Raw genomic sequence first — 19,637 nt, 5'->3', positions numbered from 1 at the left:
TTTCTTGTTCGTATGCTTTGACTACTTTTTCTCGAAAGTCGATGGAGTAAGGTTTCATTCTACCTGTTCATGCACTGACCTCAATGTACTCTATATACCTGCAATCTGCTGTATCACCTGCGTCGAGGAGCGATGACATTAGAGGAGTTATTGCAAGTGGCTCCTACACCTGCTGGGATTTATAGCGACCATCTACGGAGTCATTTGGTGATGCTCCAAGATGAACCACAATTAGCATCGGCTTTGCAACAAGTTGTTACTGCTGATGAGAGCGTACAATTAGAAGCGATCGCAGCCTATAAGTTAGAAAGCATGGGATTGATCCAAATGGATGGAAATCGGGCAAGTCCCAGCTGCCAGCTATATCGTCTCTATTTTCGCTCGCAGCTAGGAGAGAAAAAAGAATGCCAATGCCACTCCAAGAATACTGAGCGATGAAATACCAAGTCGGTGGCAGTCTAACCAGCGAAGCTCCCAGCTATGTACAACGAATTGCAGACTCCCAACTCTATGAAGCATTAAAACAGGGTGAGTTTTGCTACGTTCTCAACTCCCGACAAATGGGCAAATCCTCTCTGCTGGTGAGAACTCGCCATCGCTTGCAACAAGAAGGATTTAAATGCACTGCTGTGGATATGACTAATATCGGCAGTGAAAATATTACGCCGACTCAGTGGTACAAGGGAATTGTTGCCGATCTGTGGTCGGGTTTTAACTTGTTAGAAAAACTTAATTTGAAAGCTTGGTGGCGAGAGCAAGAAGATATCTCCCTACTCCAAAGGTTGAGCCGATTTCTTGCCGATTTGTTATTGGTTCAATTTCCGAATGAAAGACTATTTATCTTTATTGATGAAGTTGATAGCATTTTAAGTTTGGATTTTCCGGTCGATGACTTCTTTGCCTGGATTCGGTTTTGCTACAACCAACGAGCCATCAATCCAGAATACAGACGGATTACTTTTGCAATTTTTGGTGTAGCAACGCCAAGCGATCTCATTGTTGATAGAAATCGAACCCCCTTTAATATTGGAAAAGCGATAGAACTAACTGGCATTCAACTGCACGAAGCTCAGCCATTAGTGAAAGGATTAGAGGTAAAAGAAGGAAGCTCACAAACCGTTTTAAAAGAAATATTAGCCTGGAGTGGAGGGCAACCCTTTCTCACCCAAAAGCTGTGTAACTTGGTAGGGAATCTTGTTGACACGCGATTGAGCGAGTCTGAGACGATGAACAGCGTTCTGACCATTCCTCCAGGAAATGAGGCGTTTTGGGTAGAAAACCTGGTGAAGACACGCATCATTCACAAATGGGAAAGCCAAGATGAACCAGAGCATTTAAAGACAATACGCGATCGCATCCTTCGCAACGAGGAACGCGCTGGCAGATTTTTGGGAATTTACCAGCAAATCCTACAAGGTGTGGAAGTACCAACCGATGACAGCCGAGATCAAATAGAACTATTGTTATCAGGCTTAGTGGTAAAACATCAGGGTTATTTAAAGATAAAAAATCGAATCTATGAAGAAGTATTTAATCTCGAATGGGTAGACAAGCAATTAAAGGAACTGCGCCCTTACTCTCAACTTTTTGATGCTTGGATTGTTTCAAAACAAAAGGATGCATCGCGGCTGTTGCGCGGACAAGCGCTGAAAGACGCTCAAATATGGGCACAAGGTAAAAGCTTGAGCGATTTGGACTATCAATTTTTAGCCGCTTCTGGCGAATTGGATAGGCTGGAAATGCAGCAAACTCTAGAAGCAGAACGGCTGAAAGAAGTGGAAGCGCGACTGGCAGAGGAACAAAAAAGATTAGCACTAGAGAAAAAAAGTTCTAGGCGACAAAGGTTTTTGCTTTTTGTCGTAAGTATTGTATTAATTTTAGCCTGTGCATTGGGGCTAGCGGTTTATGTTCAGTATCGGCAAACGGCTGTAAGCGAGATCAAAGCGATCGCTAAATCTTCCGAAGCACTATTCGCCTCAAATCAAAAGTTAGATGCACTCGTACAAGCGATCGCAGCACAGCGACGATTAGACAAGTTGAATGTTGCAGATGCAGATATTCAGCACTCAGTGAAGGAGGCTCTCCATCAGGCTGTTTATGGAGCGGTTGACTATAACCAGTTATCCGGGCATGACAATGTGGTTAATGATGTAACGTTCAGCCCTGATGGCGAACTCATTGCCTCAGCTTCTGCGGACAAAAGCATCGATCTTTGGAAAAAAGACGGTACAAAACTGGGAACGCTTCAAGGTCACAACAATACGGTTTGGAGTGTCGTATTTAGCCCCAAAGGGAATCTAATTGCTACTGGTTCTGGGGATAACACCATTAAACTTTGGCGCAAAAACAGGACAAATTCACCAGACGGAAAGCCGATTTATACCTTGTGGCAGACCTTAAAAGGACATACCAAAGACGTTGCAGACGTAGCCATTTCTCCTGACGGTCAGACCATTGCATCTGCTTCTAAAGATAAAACAATTAAACTCTGGAGTACAGACGGCAAACTGCTCTTGACTCTCACCGGACATACGGATGAAGTTGCCAGCGTTGCCTTTAGCGCTGACAGTCAAACCATTGCATCTGCTTCTAACGATAAAACCATCAAACTCTGGAGTGCAGACGGTAAACTGCTGAGAACCCTTACCGGACATACGGATAGAGTTAGGGACGTTACCTTTAGCCCTCAAGGAAATCTGATTGCCTCGGCGAGTTGGGATAAAACAGTCAAACTTTGGCACCTTGATGGAACTTTAGTCCAAACCCTAACTGGACACAGCGATGCAGTAGGCAAAATCGCTTTTAACCCTCAAGGTCGTTTAATCGCCTCGGCAAGTCTTGATAGAACAGTCAAACTTTGGAAGCTGGATGGGACTCTGGTAAAAAGCCTGCCAGCCGCCAAGGATGTCGTCTCTGGAGTGGTTTGGAGTCCTGATGGGCAAATCCTCGCCTCATCCAGTTGGGATGGCCCGATCGCGCTCTGGAAGCTTGATGACAGTTGGCTCCGGACTCTTAACGGACATCAAGCATCAATTTACACCATAAAGTTTAGTCCTGACGGAAAGACAATTGCCACCGCCAGTCGCGATCAAACCGTTAAACTTTGGCGGCTTGATGGTAGCTTAATTCGCACTTTCCCCAAACAAGCCGATAAAGTTTTCGGAGTAGATTTCAGCCCAAAGGGAGACACCATTGCTACAGGCGGATATGACAGCACTATTCGGTTGTGGCGACTGGATGGAACCTTACTCGGCACGTTTACTGGACATCAAGGCAGAGTCTTCGCCGTTGATTTCCATCCAGATGGACAGTCACTCGCCTCGGCGGGTGAGGACAGAACCGTCAAAGTCTGGAGGATTGACGGTGCCCAATTTGCAACTCTCAAAGGGCATAGCGATCACATTAACGGAGTAGCATTTAGCCCTGACGGACAGCTTATTGCCTCAGCTAGCGTGGACGGCACAGTCAAACTTTGGCAGTGGGATAATGCCATCGCATCTGGAAAGCTCAGCTACAGACTTCTTTCCACGTTAAAAAGCCATCGCCGTCAGGTGGCTGGAGTAGCATTTAGCCCTGATGGAAACACCCTAGCTTCAGCAGGTATGGATAGCATGGTGAGACTTTGGCGGCGCGACGGTACCGAAATCAGAGCCTTTAAGGGACACAAAAATGGGGTGTTCGGAGTGGCATTTAGCCCTGATGGCAAGACTCTAGCCTCAGCAAGTTTCGACGGCACAGTCAAACTTTGGAACTACGACGGTAAGGCGCTTGAAACCTTAAAGGGACATAGCGATGGCGTGTTCGGAGTTACCTTTAGCCCTGATGGGAAGTTAATCGCCTCAGCAAGTCAGGATAGAACCGCAATTTTGTGGAATTTAGAGCGAATTTTCCAGCTCGATTTCCTCCAGTATGGATGCGATTGGGTGCGGGATTATTTGCAGACGAATGCTCAGGTGGAGGAAAGCGATCGCCATCTTTGCGATGGAATTCAATCCTGATTTACATTAGATATTCACCATAAACTAATCCGTTCTACCTGCAAAATTTGAAGAGAATTCGCTCAGATTGGGCTGAGGTTGTAGCACGACGATGCGGCGATTAATGTTTCAGCTACCATGCTATCGACTGGCTTAGAAAACAAATATCCTTGTCCGGATTCGCATCCCATCGTCTGGAGTTGTTTCATCTGTTGAATCGTTTCGATGCCTTCGGCGGTGACATCCATTCCCAAATTATTAGCCAGCGTCACAATCGCTCGGACAATGGGTAAACTTTCGCCACCGATGCCCATACGGCTAACAAAAGAACGGTCAATCTTCAAGGTATTAATCGGAAAATGATACAACCGGCTTAAAGAAGAATAGCCGGTGCCGAAGTCATCAATCGATAGCTCAACACCCAAAACTCTCAAATATTCCAGCATCGCGATCGCATCTTCATTGTCTGCGATCGCGCTTTCGGTAATCTCTAGCTTTAAACTGTAGGGATCGCACTCGGTTTTGTGCAAAATCTGGTCGATCTTTTCAATTAAATCGGGTTGCAAAAACTGTCTGCCCGACAAATTGACGCTCATTGTCAGTCCCCGTTGGTTCGGAAATGCCGAATGCCAGCGTTGCAACTGGCTGCAAGCCTCGCGCAGCACCCACTCACCCATCGGCAGAATCAGTCCCGTTTCTTCCGCCACGGGGATAAACTCCGCTGGGGAAACTAAGCCGCGTGTGGGATGCTGCCAGCGCACCAGCGCCTCGAAGCCAGAAATTTGACCTGTTGCCAGCGATACTATCGGCTGATAGTGCAGCCGTAACTCCTGGCGTTCCAGAACGTGTCGCAGATCCGTTTCCATCTGCAATCGGGCAACTGCTTGGTGGTGCATGGTCTTGTTAAACACCGCATACCGCGCCCTCCCTAGTGCCTTTGCTCGATACATGGCAATGTCGGCATCGCGCAAGATGTCTTCTGCCTGGTCATAGCCCAGCATACTCAAAGCAATGCCAATACTGACAGTGCTGAATACTTCTTGCCCCTCAATCTGCAATGGTTTTCGCAGTTGCCTTTGCAATCGATTGGCAATGCGGGTGACTTGGCTCAGGTCTGGTAAATCTGCTAGGACGATGGCAAACTCGTCTCCACTCAACCGTGCCACCGTATCTTCTGGGCGCACCGATGCCTGTAGGATTTTAGCGATCGCTACCAGCAATTGATCTCCCGCTAGGTGTCCCAGGCTATCGTTAATCACCTTAAATCGATCGACATCCAAAAACAGCACAGCAAATAAATAGTCCTGGCATTGATTCGCCCGTTCCAGGGTTTGCCGCAACCGATCCATAAAAAGTGCTCGGTTGGGCAAGCCTGTCAAAGCATCGTGATAGGCTGCATGAAATAATTGCGACTCTACTTGCTTGCGTTGAGTGATATCGCGTTGAATTGCTAGGTAATGAGTCGTCTCATCTTGTTCATTTTTGATGGGTTCGATGTGCCACTCGTTGTAAAACTCCGTGCCATCTTTGCGATAGTTAATCGCTTCGCCATAAAATACTTTCCCTTCGGACAGAGTTTGTCGCAGTCGGTCGAGGAGAGTCCGATCGGTTTTGGGTCCTTGCAAGATCCTCGGTGATTCACCGATGACTTCCTCTGGGGTGTAGCCGGTCATTCTCGTAAACGCGCGATTGACAAAGATGATTTCTGGGCCGGGAAAAGTTAAGTGAGTCGAAGTAATCGCGATCGCATCTTCCGCAAATTCAACCGCCGCCGCCAGTTGCCGTAACCTTTCCTCTGTGCGCTGGCGTTCCGTAATGTCAATCGCCACACCCACTAGACCAACCACTTGACCTGTTTGATTTTGCAGCGGGGTGGTACGGTTTTCGTACACCACATTGCCTATCTGGACAATCCAGGTTACTTCTTTTCCAGCTAAAACGTTGCGAATATTCGCTAAGATTTCAGGCCGGTCTTTGTAAAGGTCAAAGATCGACTGCCCGATTACCTCACCGGCTTTCAGTCCGAGAGCCTCCAGTCCCTTGCCTTCAGAAAGCGTAAAAATGCCATTGCTATCTAGGGCATACAAAATAATTGGTGCATTTCCAACACTGGCGCGTAGCAGCTGTTCATTACCTAATCCCAAGGAACTGAGGCAATGCTGTGGCGATATACCCAGACTGGAACCGTCACCGTTCCTAGCAGTGTCGATCCTTTCGCATCGCATCGTCCTTATCCTGTGGGACTGGGATATTGGTTTCAGCTCCATCGGCTCCATATTTTTCCGGCTAGGATTTCCTGATAATTCTTTATTATTTCTTAAGATTTCCCTCTTGGGATCGTCTGCCACTCATCAGCGTATACCTAACCACTGATTACGCAACCTGGGAGGGAGCCATCGGGAGTGGGGTTGCAGAGGCGGTAGATTGCTGAAGCGGAATTTCTAGAACAAACTCTGTCCCTTGTCCGGGCGTTGACAGACACTTTAGTTGACCTCCGTGACGCTCCACCACCACTTGGTAGCTAATGGACAGCCCCAGCCCAGTCCCTTCTCCTACAGGTTTAGTCGTAAAAAAGGGGTCAAAGATTCGTTTTTGGACTGCTTCTGGAATGCCGCAACCATTATCTGCAATCCGGATAATTACTTGATTTTGGTTGTTCGCTGTTGTGCAAATCCGAATTGTCGGTAAAGGGGAATTGGCGATCGGGAATTGGCGATCGCTACTTTCTTCTCCATGATTCATCATCCATGAAGCCTGAACGTTTTCCCGTTCCAGAGCATCAATGGCGTTGCTCAGCAGATTCATAAAAACCTGATTTATCTGCCCTGCGTAGCATTCCACCTGGGGTAGGTTGCCGTATTCTTTGATAATCAGAATACCTGGTTTTCCTCCCTGTGGCTTCAATCGATGCTGCAAGATCAACAGGGTACTGTCGATGCCTTCATGCAAATCCACCGGCTTTTTCTGGCTCTCATCATGGCGGGAGAAATTCCGCAAGCTCAGGACAATCTGGCGGATGCGTTCCGCCCCCATTTGCATAGAATCCAATAGCCTTGGGAAATCTTCAACCAGAAACTCCCAATCCATTGCCTCGGCTTCTGTTTGAATTTCCGCCGCTGGCTGAGGATAGTGCTGCTGGTAGAGGTTTAACAAATGCAGCAAATCTTGGGCATACTGCAAAGCCGGGGTCAAATTCCCATAAATGAAGGAGACGGGGTTATTAATTTCATGGGCGACACCCGCTACTAACTGCCCCAAACTGGACATTTTTTCGCTTTGGATCAACTGGGTTTGGGTTTTCCGCAGCCGATGCAGCGCTTGTTTAAGTTTGGTCGTTTTTTTCCTTAATTGTGCTTCTGATTTTTGTAATGCTTCCTCCGCTTGCTTCCGTTCGACGAGTTCGGCTTCCAGTTGCTCAAATAGCGTCGATTGCTGAATGGCGATCGCTAGCTGCACGCTAAGCTGTTTGAGCAATTCTACTTCCGATGCCTGCCATTGTCGGGTTTCGGTGCAGTTTTGGGCAACAAGCAGCCCCCATAATTGAGGGTTGGAAGAGGACTGAGGACTGAGGACTGAGGACTGAGGGTTGGAAGAGGAGTGAGGACTGAGGAGTGAGGACTGAGGAGTGGATGGGGGAGGAGGGCTGGTTGAGGTGTGAGGGTTGAGGAAGAGTCCTTTCACCTCCGTCTTGTTTTGCACAATAGGGACGACCAGATTCGCTTTTACCTGAAACTTCACTAGCCAATCAATCTGGCACTGGCTGAGATTCGCCGTGTCGATATTCTCAATCGCTTGAACCTCGCCTTGTTGGTAAAGAGGCAGGTGATTTTCCCCAAAACATCTGCTGTGGATCTGAGTTCCTAAACTCTTAGTCCAACCCGTGCCGACCGATTCTACAACCCCAACTCCACGCCCATCTGAATCGAAGCGGTAGATCGTTACCCGGTCGGTGTTGAGAAATTGCCGGACTTGCGATACAGCCGTTTTCAGGACTTCTTCCAGGTTCAGAGACTGGCGGATGCGCTGATTCATGTTTCTGAGCAGCCGTTCTCCAGTCGCTTGCTTCCATAAGGCCGTTTCTACCTGTTTGCGACCTGTAATATCCATCACCGTCCCAGTAACCCGTGCCGGTGTATTGGTTGGGTCGCAAAATAGGGTACCCGTAACGGCAACCCACCGAACTGCACCATCCGGGCAAAGGAGACGATGTTCGAGGCTAAAGAGACGACCTGCCAAGTTTTCTGTCCTGGATGCTTCTACAATCTGCGCGATCGCTTCCGTCACGCGATCGCAGTCCTCCAGATGAATACACTTTAAATAAGCTTCATAAGTGCTACCAAAGGAACCAGGTGGGAAACCTAATAAAGATTCCGCATTTGCCGACCAGGTTAGCTGACCCGTCTGCCTCTCCCACTCCCAAACTCCCATACTGGCAGCATTCAGAGCAAGCCCCAGCCTGGTTTCGCTTTGTTGTAACGCCGCTTGTGACTGTTGTTCAGCGAGCTGGCGCTCGGTAATATCTGTATGAAAAACCAGAAACTGAGTCAGTTCACCAGTGGCGTCCCAGACAGGAGCAACAATTAGCTCATTCCAAAAAGGCGTGCCATCTTTGCGATAATTCTTTAACACTACCTGGCACTCTTGCCCTAACTGCAAGGCTTGGTGAATTTGCTCAATCGCATCCTGGTCAGTATCGATTCCTTGCAAAAAAAAGCAGTTGCGTCCGATGACTTCTGGTGAAGCATAGCCCGTTATCTTCTCAAAAGCCGGATTGCAATAGGCTATAGAAGGATTGGGGGTACGAGCATCCACAATCACAAGACCCACAGGCATGGTTGCGAGGATGCGATCGCATAACCCTCCTGCTTCCCCGTGCCGATCGAGAGTGTGAAACTTCTTGCCTACCTTGCCTTGCTGGCTTGCCATTGCAGTTGCAGCTCTCAGAAGTAATTAGTAGCGAATGTTAAGCCTCGATTTCTTACCGTACACGAATCTTAACTTCTCTCTAATATACCTAATGGCGTATTTCTCCGGTGTGATGCATTATACAAATTTCAGTGCTATATAGTCTGAGTTTCTACCTGAGGTGGTCGGAAGAGATTAATCTCTATGCGCCAGATAATTTAAAAAACATTGGTCTAGTTCCTAACGACGACCGTGGCGCTGTTCTAAAATCTTCTGTTTTACAAACTTCTCTCAAGTCCCGATCCAGATGACAGCGATTCCAGCCACCGCTTTATCACTGACTGAATCTACACTTTAAGCGGCATCCACATTGCCCCCAGTCAGTACCGGGTTAAGTCAGTACTGGGTTAGTTGGGTGATTTATTATGCCCGATCTCATTTTGCATTCGGCGATTGTCGCCGACATTGAATGCAGGTTCTAGGTGGACACTAGTGCCTGAAAATACGGTAATTTCCTACGGTAAATCTTTGTTCGCAGTCTATTGAGCTTGTGTATCGGGTTGCTCGGTCATAGGACTGTGCCTGATTCATACTGCCTTCTCGGCGAAAGACCCAACTGATAAATTTATCTAAATTCTCAAACTCAAATAAGAATCTCAAATAAGAATAAAGGGGTGCGCTCATTTAAGCAAATAACGACTCGCTATTCGCAATTTAAAATTGTCCGCACCCCGCAAAAATTACGGTGATTAAATTTCAGCATAGCGATTTACTGGTAAGTAAACCTATGACTTTGGAGCGAATTAAAAACAAATAGATATATCACCTAGGAGCGAAGCAGACCGTTAGAGGGAATACATAGGCTTAAAGTCAAGACTTAGACTCTAGCGCTGAGTTGTTAGGGAAAGCAAAAGGAGGGGAAAATGACGCATCACGGCAATCATGACGATGAGATCATCACGGGAACCGCAGACGAACACTACAACCTGATCAGCGTGCTATACCATGCCCTAGAGGGTGCCAGTACCTACGAAATTTATATTCAGGATGCTGAGGAAGCTGGAGATGATGAACTCGTAGAGTTCTTCCAGCAACTAGAAGAAGAAGAATCTCAACGCGCCGAACGGGCGAAAGAATTGCTTGCCAAGCGGATTGCTCCGCAGGGGGCAGTTGCTAGATAGCGATCGCAAAAGCTAGCTCAGGTTTATTTCCCCCTTTAAATTCTTGAGAGAATTCGTGGTTGAAGCAGCCACGAATTCCCTAGTTTGCACGAGTAAAAAACGTGCAAATTAAAATATCGCGCAATTACGGCGCGAACTTCATGGAGTAAGGAGCGTACTTTTTTTAGAAAGATTCAACGCTTTGGCAAGTCATTAAGAGAGCGAAGCGTGAAAGTTGGAAAGATTTAAGAGGTCAATAGTGAAATACGAGCAGTTCATTAAACAGGTTCAAAGCGTTGCCCAACTGAGCCACCGTCAGGAAGCAGAACGTGCCACTCGTGCCACGCTGGAAACACTGAAAGAACGCATCGTTGGAGACGAGGCAAAAGACCTAGCTTCACAACTGCCAGCAGAACTACAAGAGTGTCTGCGTGGGCGAGAGGGCAAAAACGGTCAATTTTTCTCGCTGCAAGAGTTTTACCAGCGCGTCAGCGAAAAAGAGGGAACCGATCCTAGCGATGCTGCAACTCATGTTCGAGCGGTGTTCGCAGTGCTGCAAAAAGCCGTAACGCCTGGTGAGTTTGCAGATGTCCGCGCTAATTTTTCAGACGATGACGCAGAGCTATTTCTTACCGGAACTTCATTGAGTGAAGTTCCTAGTTTGTAAGAATTTTAAAAGTAAAACTCCAAAGGAGTTTTACTTTTTCTCGCGATCGCTCAAAATTTTTTTCCTTGCAAAATTTTCATAAAAAAGGAGATTCCATGACACAGCAAAATAATAACGGCAGCAAGAAGCGAGTTGCCATCCTGATCGAAAATGGGGTTGAAGATTCTGAATTTCAAGTCCCTTATAAAGCCTTGCAAATGGCGGGAATGGAGGTCGTTGTCCTCGGTTCTCGGATGAACGAGAATTATGTCGGTAAACAAGGCAAATTGTCCCAGAAACCGGATGGCACCACGACAGAAGCCGTGGCTCTCGATTTCGATGCAGTCATTATCCCCGGCGGCATCGCTCCGGATATGATGCGGACGAACCCCAACACCGTCAACTTTGTAAAAGACGCATTCGAGCATGGGAAATTGGTGGCTGCCGTTTGCCACGGACCACAAGTTTTGATTGAAGCTGATTTGCTCAGAGGTAAGCAAGCAACGGGCTTCTTCTCTATCCGCACAGACATTATCAATGCCGGTGCCCATTATGTGGATGAGCCGGTCGTGGTTGACGGCAACCTGATCACCTCGCGTCAACCGGGTGATTTGGCAATTTTTACCACTGCAATTCTCAGCCGTCTCGGTTACGGTGGCAAAGAAGCTGCATTACCCCATGAAAGCGATATCACCGCTGAATGGTGGAAACTGGCTGATTCTTGGGGCGGTTCCACCAAGGGCGATATTGCCAAAGGTTTGAATACGGCGCTGGCTGGCGAACGTTATTCGCAAGAAGCGTTTGGGCAGTATGCCGAGAAAAGCACAGATGCAGAATTGACCTCGATGCTGCAAGACATGATCAAAAATAAGCAGCATCACATTCAAATGCTGGAAGAACGGCTCAATGCCCTGGGAGAAAGCCCCTCGATTCCGGCACAAGCTGCTGATAAATATGCCAAGTTTAAAGCTTCTCTGCAAGGCAGTGACGACACCGATCTTTTGCGTCGCAGCATGGGCGACTTGCAAACCGGCGTTGTCGATATTAACAACTTGCGGATGAAATTTACCGATCCGATTACTACCGCCATTCTCACCGAGATTGAAGTGGATTTGTCGAAGTACGAACAGTGTTTGGCGGCACTCTATAAATCTCGGATGGCAGGTCAGGAAGTGAAGCCTGCGAAGCCGACGACTGGTGTTTCCGTCAAGATGTAAGTTTTGAGTGCCAAGTAAGGTGGGCATTGCTCACCTTATTTAATTGCTAATCGCTTCAACACTCAAAACGTTTCTTCAGGAGATGTCCGGAATGAGCATGAGTAGAAAACTGGAAGGCAAAGTTGCCATTATCACGGGTGCAGGGACTGGAATCGGCGAAGCGATCGCGCACAAATTCGCCAAAGAAGGTGCCAAAGTTGTTGTTAATGGACTCCCTAGCGATCCGCTGGATGAAGTCGCACAAGCAATTCAGCACTATGGTGCTGAAGCGATCGCTTACGCGGGGGATATCTCGGAAGAATCCCACGCCAAAGCTTGTGTTCAAGCCGCTATTGACTATTACGGGCGTCTGGACATTTTGGTGAATAATGCGGGTGTCTTTTTAGTAACGGCGGAGACTCAAGACTACCCCATTGATGTTTTTGACCAGACGATCCGGATGAACATCCGTTCCGCCTTCCTGATGACCAAGTACGCTCTACCGCACCTCCAAAAAACACGCGGAAACATTGTCTCTGCCGGGTCCGAGGCTGGCTTTAACGGACTGGCGCGAAATACTCCCTACGGGGGTACTAAAGGCTGGATGCATTCCTTTATGAAAGGGGTGGCGGTTGAGCAAGCTCAATACGGTGTTCGCGCTAACTGTGTCTGTCCTGGTGCCATTGATACCGCTTGGACACACAAAGAAACCGGGCCGATGGATGCTCAGATGGAGAAAATGCTGATTAATGCAACTCCAATGGCTCGACGCGGCACGCCAGAGGAAATGGCAAACGTCTATGCCTTTATTGCTTCGGATGAAGCGAGTTACGTCACGGGGGCATTGTGGCTGGCAGATGGTGGCATCACAGTGGCGAAAGGAGCCATCGGCGAACAGACGCCAGAATCGTTGCGTGCTGAACCGCAAGGAGAACTGCGTCTAGATCATGCCAGAGAAGGGCTAGAACACAAACAAGTCCAAACGATTAGTTAAGCGCCTAAGAAATTAATATTACTCAGCAAATCATCAATTACCGTTTGAGGAAAACAGAACATGACATCCAAAGATATCGTCCCCAGCGGTCAGAATGAACCCAGCAATGTCGGCGATAAGGAGCGTTGGGGATCGTTACTCGGCGGCGGCGCACTTGTACTGATGGGTTTAAAGCAACGATCTCTTCGGGGAGCGTTAATGGCGATCGCGGGTGGTGGTCTAATTTATCACAGTGCGACCGCAGAAAAAGGTATCCAAGACACCATACAGGAAAAAGCAGGGATGAACCAAAGCATCAAAGTTGAAAAGACCGTCACGATCAATAAACCAGCAGATGAACTTTATCGCTTTTGGCATAATTTTGAAAACTTGCCTAATTTCATGAAGCATCTGAAATCAGTAACGGTCGTCAACGAGCGGCGATCGCACTGGGTTGCCAATGCGCCAATGGGTGCAAGTGTGGAATGGGATGCAGATATTATCAACGAGAAAGAAAACGAGTTAATCGCTTGGGCTTCGACGGAAGGAGCAGACGTTGAGAATGCAGGGTTTGTGCGCTTTTCACCTGCGCCTGCGAATCGGGGTACGGAAGTAAAAGTCGTCATTGAATATAACCCGCCGGGTGGTGCTGTCGGTGCTGCGATCGCTAAACTTTTTGGCGAAGAACCAGAACAACAAGTTGGCGATGATTTACGCCGTTTCAAAATGATTATGGAAGCGGGTGAAATTGCGACAACCGAAGGTCAACCTTCTGGAAGAAGTTAAGAATTTTATTTCGTGGGATTCTTAATTAAGTAGAGAGAAAACTGAAGAATAGGTTTTCCTCAAACCAAAAATAAACAACGGAGATTGAAATGAATCAAGGAATTAATCGTTTGCAAAAAATTTGTTTGCGTTTGGCTAGTGTTGTTCTAGCAGCGATCGCATTTTTAGTAATTCCGACTTTTACCTACAGCATATCGTTCCAAGCACAAGCTCAAACCCTGATTGCTGACAATTTAGATTTTAATAAGACCAGCAACGCTCAGATCAAAAAAGCGATTGACATGGCTGAAGACCATGTTGGGGACAGAGATGGAATCGGCAATACTGGCTTGAAGAACATCAAAAAGCTGGGAGAAAATATTCCCGAAACTGCCGATGTGATTGTCCGCCAAAGATTTGATAACGATCAACCCGGTGACGTGGGCGATCCAAGTATTGTTCAAGACAAAAATGAGCAGGGAGTCGCCAAGACTAAGAATCGGGCACCTAGATAATTCGGCTTTTCGCTCAATTCGGGTTGAGAAGTTAAGCGACTGACTGCATTACCTGAGACAGGGATGTGAGAAACCCCGTCCTGCGGATACACAAGGGCGGGGTAATTAATAAAAGGATAAACAACATCAATGAAAGCAGTATGTTGGTACGGTGCCACCGATGTGCGGGTCGAAACCGTACCCGATCCCAAAATTCTCAATCCGCGCGACGCCATTCTCAAAATTACTTCGACGGCAATTTGTGGCTCCGATTTGCACATTTATGACGGCTACATTCCGACGATGCAACCGGGTGACATTATCGGTCACGAATTCATGGGAGAAATCGTCGAAGTTGGTAGCAAAGTAACCAATTTAAAACCAGGCGATCGCGTTGTCGTTCCTTCCACGATCGGATGCGGTCACTGTCACTATTGCAACCATGATATGTGGTCGCTGTGCGACAACTCCAACCCGAACGCTTGGATGGAAGAAAAGCTCTTCGGTAACGTCACTTCGGCAATTTACGGTTACTCTCACTTATTCGGCGGCTATGCAGGCGCGCAAGCCGAATATATCCGCGTTCCCTTCGCGGATGTGGGTGTCGTCAAGGTTCCCGCAGAAATTCCCGACGAGAAATTATTGTTTATCTCCGATGCCATTCCCACCGGATTTATGGGCGCGGAGTTATGCGATATTCAGCCAGGAGATACTGTCGCCGTCTGGGGTTGCGGCGCTGTCGGACAGTTCGCCATGATTAGCGCCTATATGCTAGGTGCCGAGAGAGTGATCGGTATCGACCGTTTTCCCGAACGTCTCCAAATGGCGAGGGAACACGCAAAAGCGGAAACGATTAACTACGAAGAAGTTGATGCTGGCGAAGCGCTGAAAGAAATGACTGGCGGACGGGGTCCAGACTGCTGCATTGACGCGGTGGGATTAGAAGCGCACGGCATGGGGGTTGAAGGAGTTTACGACAAAGCGAAGCAAGCAGTCCGGCTGGAAACAGACCGTCCCCACGTCCTGCGGCAAATGATGGTCGCTTGTCGTAAAGGCGGCACGCTCTCAATCATGGGTGTTTACGGTGGCTTTGTGGATAAACTGCCCTTTGGTGCTGCTTTCAACAAAGGCTTGACCTTCAGGATGGGGCAAATGCACGGGCAAAAGTATATGCAGATGTTGCTGGATAAAGTTTTGAAGGGAGAACTCGATCCATCCTTCGTTGTCACCCATCAGTTACCCCTAGCAGAAGCCAAGAATGGCTACGAAATGTTTAAGCACAAAGAAGATAAGTGTATCAAAGTTGTGCTGAAACCTTGAAGTCAGTAATTGGGAAGAAAGATTAACCGATTACGAATCATCAAATAATAAACTGGAGTGTTTTCATGAATCAAGTAATTTCTTCTCTACAAAGTATTCGTCTGCGCCAGATTGCTACTGCGTTTCTGGTAAGTGCTGCATTTTTGGTGATGCAAGCTTTCGGTTACGGGAGTCCTCTACAAGCCCTTGCGAATAACACCACATTGACACCAGAAACCAACGCTTACCAAGTGCCAGGGTCTAATGGTTCAATCAATGCTAGGACTGAAACGCTAAAAGACCAGACTGAAGATACAGGCAGTAGTTTATTGGATAAAATTGGAGATGCTGCTGAAAATGTCAAGGAAAAGCTGAATCTTGACGAGCCGACGCCTCCAAGTACCAAAAAGTTTTTCAATCAGATTCAAGATAAAGCTGATGATGTAGTTGGTAAGACAGTTCAAGGGACGCAGGAAGGTTTCAACGACGCGGCGAATAACCTGAGCAGCCCATCTTACTCAAAATAATCTGTAATCCAGCGTGCAAATTGTCCCCCCTTAACGAGGGGGGATAGTGGAGCAACGGATAATATTTGCTTGACATTTCGCTCCTCCTAACCTCCTTAACCAGGAGAACTCGCAAAGAGAAAGATTTACCTAGGGTGTATGTGTAGTTATTAGTCATTAGTAAATTGTTCTTAGTAATTGATAATGACTAATAATGAATCGGAAATAACCCATAAATAATGACGAATGACTTAAGGAGAAAAATTTAATGAAAGCTGTTTGTTGGCATGGAAACAACGATGTGCGGGTAGATAATGTACCCGATCCAAAAATTCTTAACCCGCGCGATGCCATCGTCAAAATTACGTCAACAGCGATTTGCGGCTCCGATTTGCATATTTACGATGGTTTCATCCCGACCATGCAAGCGGGCGATATCCTCGGTCATGAATTTATGGGGGAAGTGGTTGAACTTGGCAGCGCCGTCAAGAATGTAAAAATAGGCGATCGCGTCGTTGTCCCTTTCACTATCGCCTGCGGTAACTGCCTATTCTGCAACCGCGATTTGTGGTCGCTGTGCGATAACTCCAACCCGAACGGCTGGATGGCTGAACAGATGTACGGTCATTCGCCATCAGGACTTTTCGGCTACTCCCACTTGTTCGGCGGCTATGCTGGAGGTCAAGCGGAGTATGCGCGGGTGCCTTTTGCCGATGTCGGTTTGTTCAAAATTCCCGATGGATTGACAGACGATCAGGTACTGTTCCTAACGGATATTTTCCCGACCGGCTACATGGCAGCGGAAAATTGCAACATTAAACCGGGCGATATTGTAGCTGTCTGGGGCTGCGGGCCAGTCGGACAGTTCGCAATCAAAAGTGCCTTCATGCTAGGTGCCCATCGCGTTATCGCTATCGACCGCATTCCCGAACGCTTACAAATGGCTAAAGAACAATGCGGGGCAGAAATTCTCAACTATGAAGAACTCGATGTCGGCGAAGCACTCAAAGAGATGACTGGCGGACGCGGGCCAGACTCTTGTCTAGATGCCGTCGGCATGGAAGCACACGGTACCGGGCCGGATGCTTTCTACGATAAAGTCAAGCAAGCCGTGCGAATGGAAACCGATCGCCCCACCGCCCTGCGGCAAGTCATTGTCGCTTGTAGCAAGGGCGGTCATGTATCGCTAGCGGGTGTTTACGGCGGATTCCTCGACAAGATTCCAATGGGCGCAGCTTTCAATAAAGGCTTGACGTTCAAGATGGGACAAACGCACGTCCATAGATACTTGAAACCGTTGTTGGAACATATCCAAAATGGCGATATCGATCCCTCTTTCGTCATCACGCACCGCTTGCCTTTAGAAGAGGCGAAACACGGTTACGAAATTTTCAAAAATAAAAAAGACAACTGCATCAAAGTTGTACTAAAACCATAAGGTCAAACTATGGAACTTGACCGCTCTGATCGGGGTGAAAACACCGTCAAGATTAATAATTTGCTTGCAGAAGTTTATCACTTGGTTGAAAAACTTGAACAAGAGGCAGAAGAAAATCGCCAGCGTTTCCAACAAGAGTTAGAAGCTGGCGAGATTCTTACTGCTGAAAGTCAATCTTTTGGACAGAAATAGGTGTTTTGTTAGTTCTGTGGTCGAGATGTCAATGGGTTGCGTCTCGTCAGTGAATTGAAACCATGAATGCCATCTAATATAAGAGGGGGTATCAGCAGTCTGCTAGGACGTCACGGCTGGACGTTGGCGTTGCAGGAGTGTTGACGAAGCATTCAGTCAGTAGTGCTGACACCGTGAAGTATCTGGAGAGAAACGTGGGAAAACTGGGTTGGCGATCGCTTCCAATTCTTTTAAGCCTTGTGGTGACAATTCCCTTTGCATCATCCGGTCGGGCGCTACCCACACAGAAACCTGCTGAGAAACCCATTGAGAAAACAGTTGGCAACATTGAATCAGTTGCCTCCTTTAAGGGGCCAATGCTTACTGGCGTCACTGTATCTCAGGACGGTCGAATTTTTGTGAACTTCCCTCGCTGGGGAGACAATGTAGAATTTACCGTTGCTGAGTTAAAAAACGGGACGGCGGTGCCTTATCCCAATGCCGAAATTAACCGCCCAAATCCTAGCAACCAAGCTGAATCGTTGATTTCGGTTCAAAGTGTCGTCGTCGATCCGCAAAACCGCCTGTGGATTTTAGATACCGGGAGTCCCCAATTTTCCCCCACTTCCTACGGGGGGCCAAAATTAATTGGGATTGACCTAAAGCAAAATCGGATTATCAAAACAATTCTATTTCCCCAGGATGTAGCGCTGCCAACGACTTACTTAAACGATGTCAGATTTGACTTGCGGCGCGGCAAAGCTGGAATGGCATTCATCACCGATTCTTCTAGTTCTGGGCCAAATGCAATTATTGTTGTAGACCTGGCTTCTGGCAAAAGCTGGCGACGGCTGAACAATCACCCCTCCACCAAAGCCGAACCAAATTTTTTGCCCAGCGTCGAAGGACAACCGTTGATGATGCGATCGCCTAATCAACCACCCAGCTATATCAAAGTAGGTGCAGACGGGATTGCGATTAGTGCTGATGGCGATCGCTTATTTTACTGCCCTCTGGCAGGTCGCCGTTTATACAGTGTCAGCGTTGATGCTTTAGCAAACGAGCAATTAACAGAGTCGCAAGTAGCAGCAACCGTGGTGGATCTCGGCGATAAAAGTGGTGCTTCAGATGGACTGGAATCAGATGCTGAAAACCGCGTTTACCTGACGAACTACGAACACAATTCTATTCTTCGCCGCCTACCGGATGGAATGTATGAAACGCTCGTTCACGATCCTCGCGTTTTGTGGCCCGATACGCTTTCTGTAGCATCAGACGGCTATCTCTATTTCACTACCAATCAACTGCATCGCCAACCAAATTTTCATGGCGGCAGAGATTTAAGAGAAAAGCCCTACAGTCTATTCCGAGTCCGCATTGATGGGAATCCGATCTTGCTCCGCTAAGAGCATTTAAACAACATATCTGAACAAGGAAGCAGCAAATATGACAGATACAACTGTGATGAAAGTAGATTCTACCAATTCCCCCAAAGGGGAAATGGGTCAAAAGTATCTCGCATCAGGCAAAACCATCTCGATGCGCCTTTGGGAAAACGAGCAACCCAACGAACCAAAGGAACCAACTGCGCGAGAATATGAGACGGTTGGTTATGTCATCAACGGTCGCGCTGAATTGCACCTGGAAGGTCAAAGTATTTTGTTAGAACCCGGTAATTCTTGGACTGTACCAAAAGGTGCATCCCACACCTATAAAATTCTGGAGCCTTTCACGGCAGTTGAGGCAACTTCTCCACCCGCCCAAGTTCACGGGCGCGACGAAGCTTAATCCGACATGAATTAAGCAAAAATACTTAAATACTGCTAACAAAAAAACCGTCTTTTTGATGAAGACGGTTTTTTTATTAACACAAACTTTTAAGAATGAACTTGATACAAAATATAGCAACCGCCAAGATAGTTAGGACGTAGAGTAGAGATCACCTGTTGTCCTGAAGTTATTCAAGCTGCTCATGGCAAACCCCTATAGTTATGACCTGCGTCAGAAGGTGATCCAAGCGATCGAGTTAGACGGCATGAAGAAAAGTGAAGCCGCACAGGTGTTCCAAATTAGTCGCAATACGATTGACCTATGGCTGAAGCGGCGA

The 19,637-nt window shown here is 47.4% G+C and carries 17 protein-coding genes; 15 read left to right on the top strand and 2 right to left on the bottom strand.

The annotated features are described in order from the left end of the window. The first annotated feature begins 105 nt into the window (after window positions 1-105). Both NDI34_RS24310 and NDI34_RS24305 read left to right on the top strand, forming a co-directional pair. Window positions 106-438 (top strand): AAA-like domain-containing protein, encoded by a 333-nt coding sequence (locus tag NDI34_RS24310; RefSeq protein WP_348234086.1) that lies wholly within the window; start codon window positions 106-108, stop codon window positions 436-438. Continuing rightward, a complete protein-coding gene (locus NDI34_RS24305) occupies window positions 435-3,998 on the top strand; it encodes an AAA-like domain-containing protein (RefSeq protein WP_348234084.1) in 3,564 nt (1,187 codons plus the stop codon). Before NDI34_RS24310 ends, NDI34_RS24305 begins: the two co-directional genes overlap by 4 nt. A 62-nt stretch (window positions 3,999-4,060) precedes the next feature. On the opposite strand, the gene NDI34_RS24300 is transcribed toward NDI34_RS24305, so the two are convergent. Together NDI34_RS24300 and NDI34_RS24295 are read right to left on the bottom strand one after the other, a co-directional pair. After that, the gene (locus NDI34_RS24300) at window positions 4,061-6,202 is read right to left on the bottom strand and encodes an EAL domain-containing protein (protein WP_348234083.1); all 2,142 of its coding nucleotides are present in this window, start codon (window positions 6,200-6,202) and stop codon (window positions 4,061-4,063) included. Between the two features lie 148 nt (window positions 6,203-6,350). Further along, entirely contained in the window at window positions 6,351-8,903 is a 2,553-nt protein-coding gene (locus NDI34_RS24295) for a PAS domain S-box protein (protein WP_348234082.1), read from the bottom strand. Between the two features lie 902 nt (window positions 8,904-9,805). Here NDI34_RS24295 and NDI34_RS24290 point away from each other — a divergent pair. The 13 genes from NDI34_RS24290 to NDI34_RS24230 form a co-directional block, all read left to right on the top strand. Then, window positions 9,806-10,063 carry a hypothetical protein gene (locus NDI34_RS24290; protein ID WP_190425293.1) on the top strand — a complete coding sequence of 86 codons (258 nt, stop codon included), beginning with the start codon at window positions 9,806-9,808 and terminating at the stop codon, window positions 10,061-10,063. A gap of 238 nt (window positions 10,064-10,301) precedes the next feature. After that, entirely contained in the window at window positions 10,302-10,709 is a 408-nt protein-coding gene (locus NDI34_RS24285; protein WP_348234081.1) for a DUF2267 domain-containing protein, read from the top strand. A gap of 95 nt (window positions 10,710-10,804) precedes the next feature. Next, the gene (locus NDI34_RS24280) at window positions 10,805-11,905 is read left to right on the top strand and encodes a DJ-1/PfpI/YhbO family deglycase/protease (protein WP_190413066.1); all 1,101 of its coding nucleotides are present in this window, start codon (window positions 10,805-10,807) and stop codon (window positions 11,903-11,905) included. 97 nt (window positions 11,906-12,002) lie between these two features. Next, on the top strand, window positions 12,003-12,878 hold the full coding sequence (locus tag NDI34_RS24275) for an SDR family oxidoreductase (protein ID WP_190536657.1): 876 nt from the start codon (window positions 12,003-12,005) through the stop codon (window positions 12,876-12,878). 60 nt (window positions 12,879-12,938) lie between these two features. Continuing rightward, window positions 12,939-13,643, top strand: coding sequence for an SRPBCC family protein (locus NDI34_RS24270; protein WP_190413068.1), 705 nt, complete (start codon window positions 12,939-12,941; stop codon window positions 13,641-13,643). An 89-nt stretch (window positions 13,644-13,732) separates the two neighbouring features. Next, window positions 13,733-14,137: a hypothetical protein gene (locus tag NDI34_RS24265; RefSeq protein ID WP_348234080.1), complete on the top strand. Its 405-nt coding sequence runs from the start codon at window positions 13,733-13,735 to the stop codon at window positions 14,135-14,137. A 129-nt stretch (window positions 14,138-14,266) separates the two neighbouring features. Then, window positions 14,267-15,436, top strand: a complete 1,170-nt coding sequence (locus NDI34_RS24260; protein WP_190525871.1) for a zinc-dependent alcohol dehydrogenase — start codon at window positions 14,267-14,269, stop codon at window positions 15,434-15,436. 65 nt (window positions 15,437-15,501) lie between these two features. Further along, complete coding sequence (locus NDI34_RS24255; protein WP_348234079.1) at window positions 15,502-15,942, top strand: hypothetical protein; 441 nt, start codon at window positions 15,502-15,504, stop codon at window positions 15,940-15,942. A gap of 247 nt (window positions 15,943-16,189) precedes the next feature. Further along, window positions 16,190-17,359 carry a zinc-dependent alcohol dehydrogenase gene (locus NDI34_RS24250; RefSeq protein WP_190413072.1) on the top strand — a complete coding sequence of 390 codons (1,170 nt, stop codon included), beginning with the start codon at window positions 16,190-16,192 and terminating at the stop codon, window positions 17,357-17,359. Window positions 17,360-17,368: 9 nt separating this feature from the next. Beyond that, on the top strand, window positions 17,369-17,551 hold the full coding sequence (locus NDI34_RS24245; RefSeq protein WP_190413073.1) for a hypothetical protein: 183 nt from the start codon (window positions 17,369-17,371) through the stop codon (window positions 17,549-17,551). A 248-nt stretch (window positions 17,552-17,799) separates the two neighbouring features. Further along, complete coding sequence (locus NDI34_RS24240) at window positions 17,800-18,936, top strand: L-dopachrome tautomerase-related protein (RefSeq protein WP_348234085.1); 1,137 nt, start codon at window positions 17,800-17,802, stop codon at window positions 18,934-18,936. Between the two features lie 40 nt (window positions 18,937-18,976). Further along, on the top strand, window positions 18,977-19,318 hold the full coding sequence (locus NDI34_RS24235; protein WP_190413074.1) for a cupin domain-containing protein: 342 nt from the start codon (window positions 18,977-18,979) through the stop codon (window positions 19,316-19,318). Window positions 19,319-19,502: 184 nt separating this feature from the next. Next, the coding region (locus tag NDI34_RS24230) for an IS630 transposase-related protein (RefSeq protein ID WP_348232470.1) at window positions 19,503-19,637 on the top strand (135 nt) is incomplete at its 3' end.

Origin of the sequence: Trichocoleus sp. DQ-U1, assembly GCF_039961925.1 — a bacterium.
Taxonomy (GTDB): domain Bacteria; phylum Cyanobacteriota; class Cyanobacteriia; order Cyanobacteriales; family FACHB-T130; genus FACHB-T130.
Note: the sequence above shows the minus strand (reverse complement) of the source record. Positions and strands in the feature narration are given on the sequence as shown.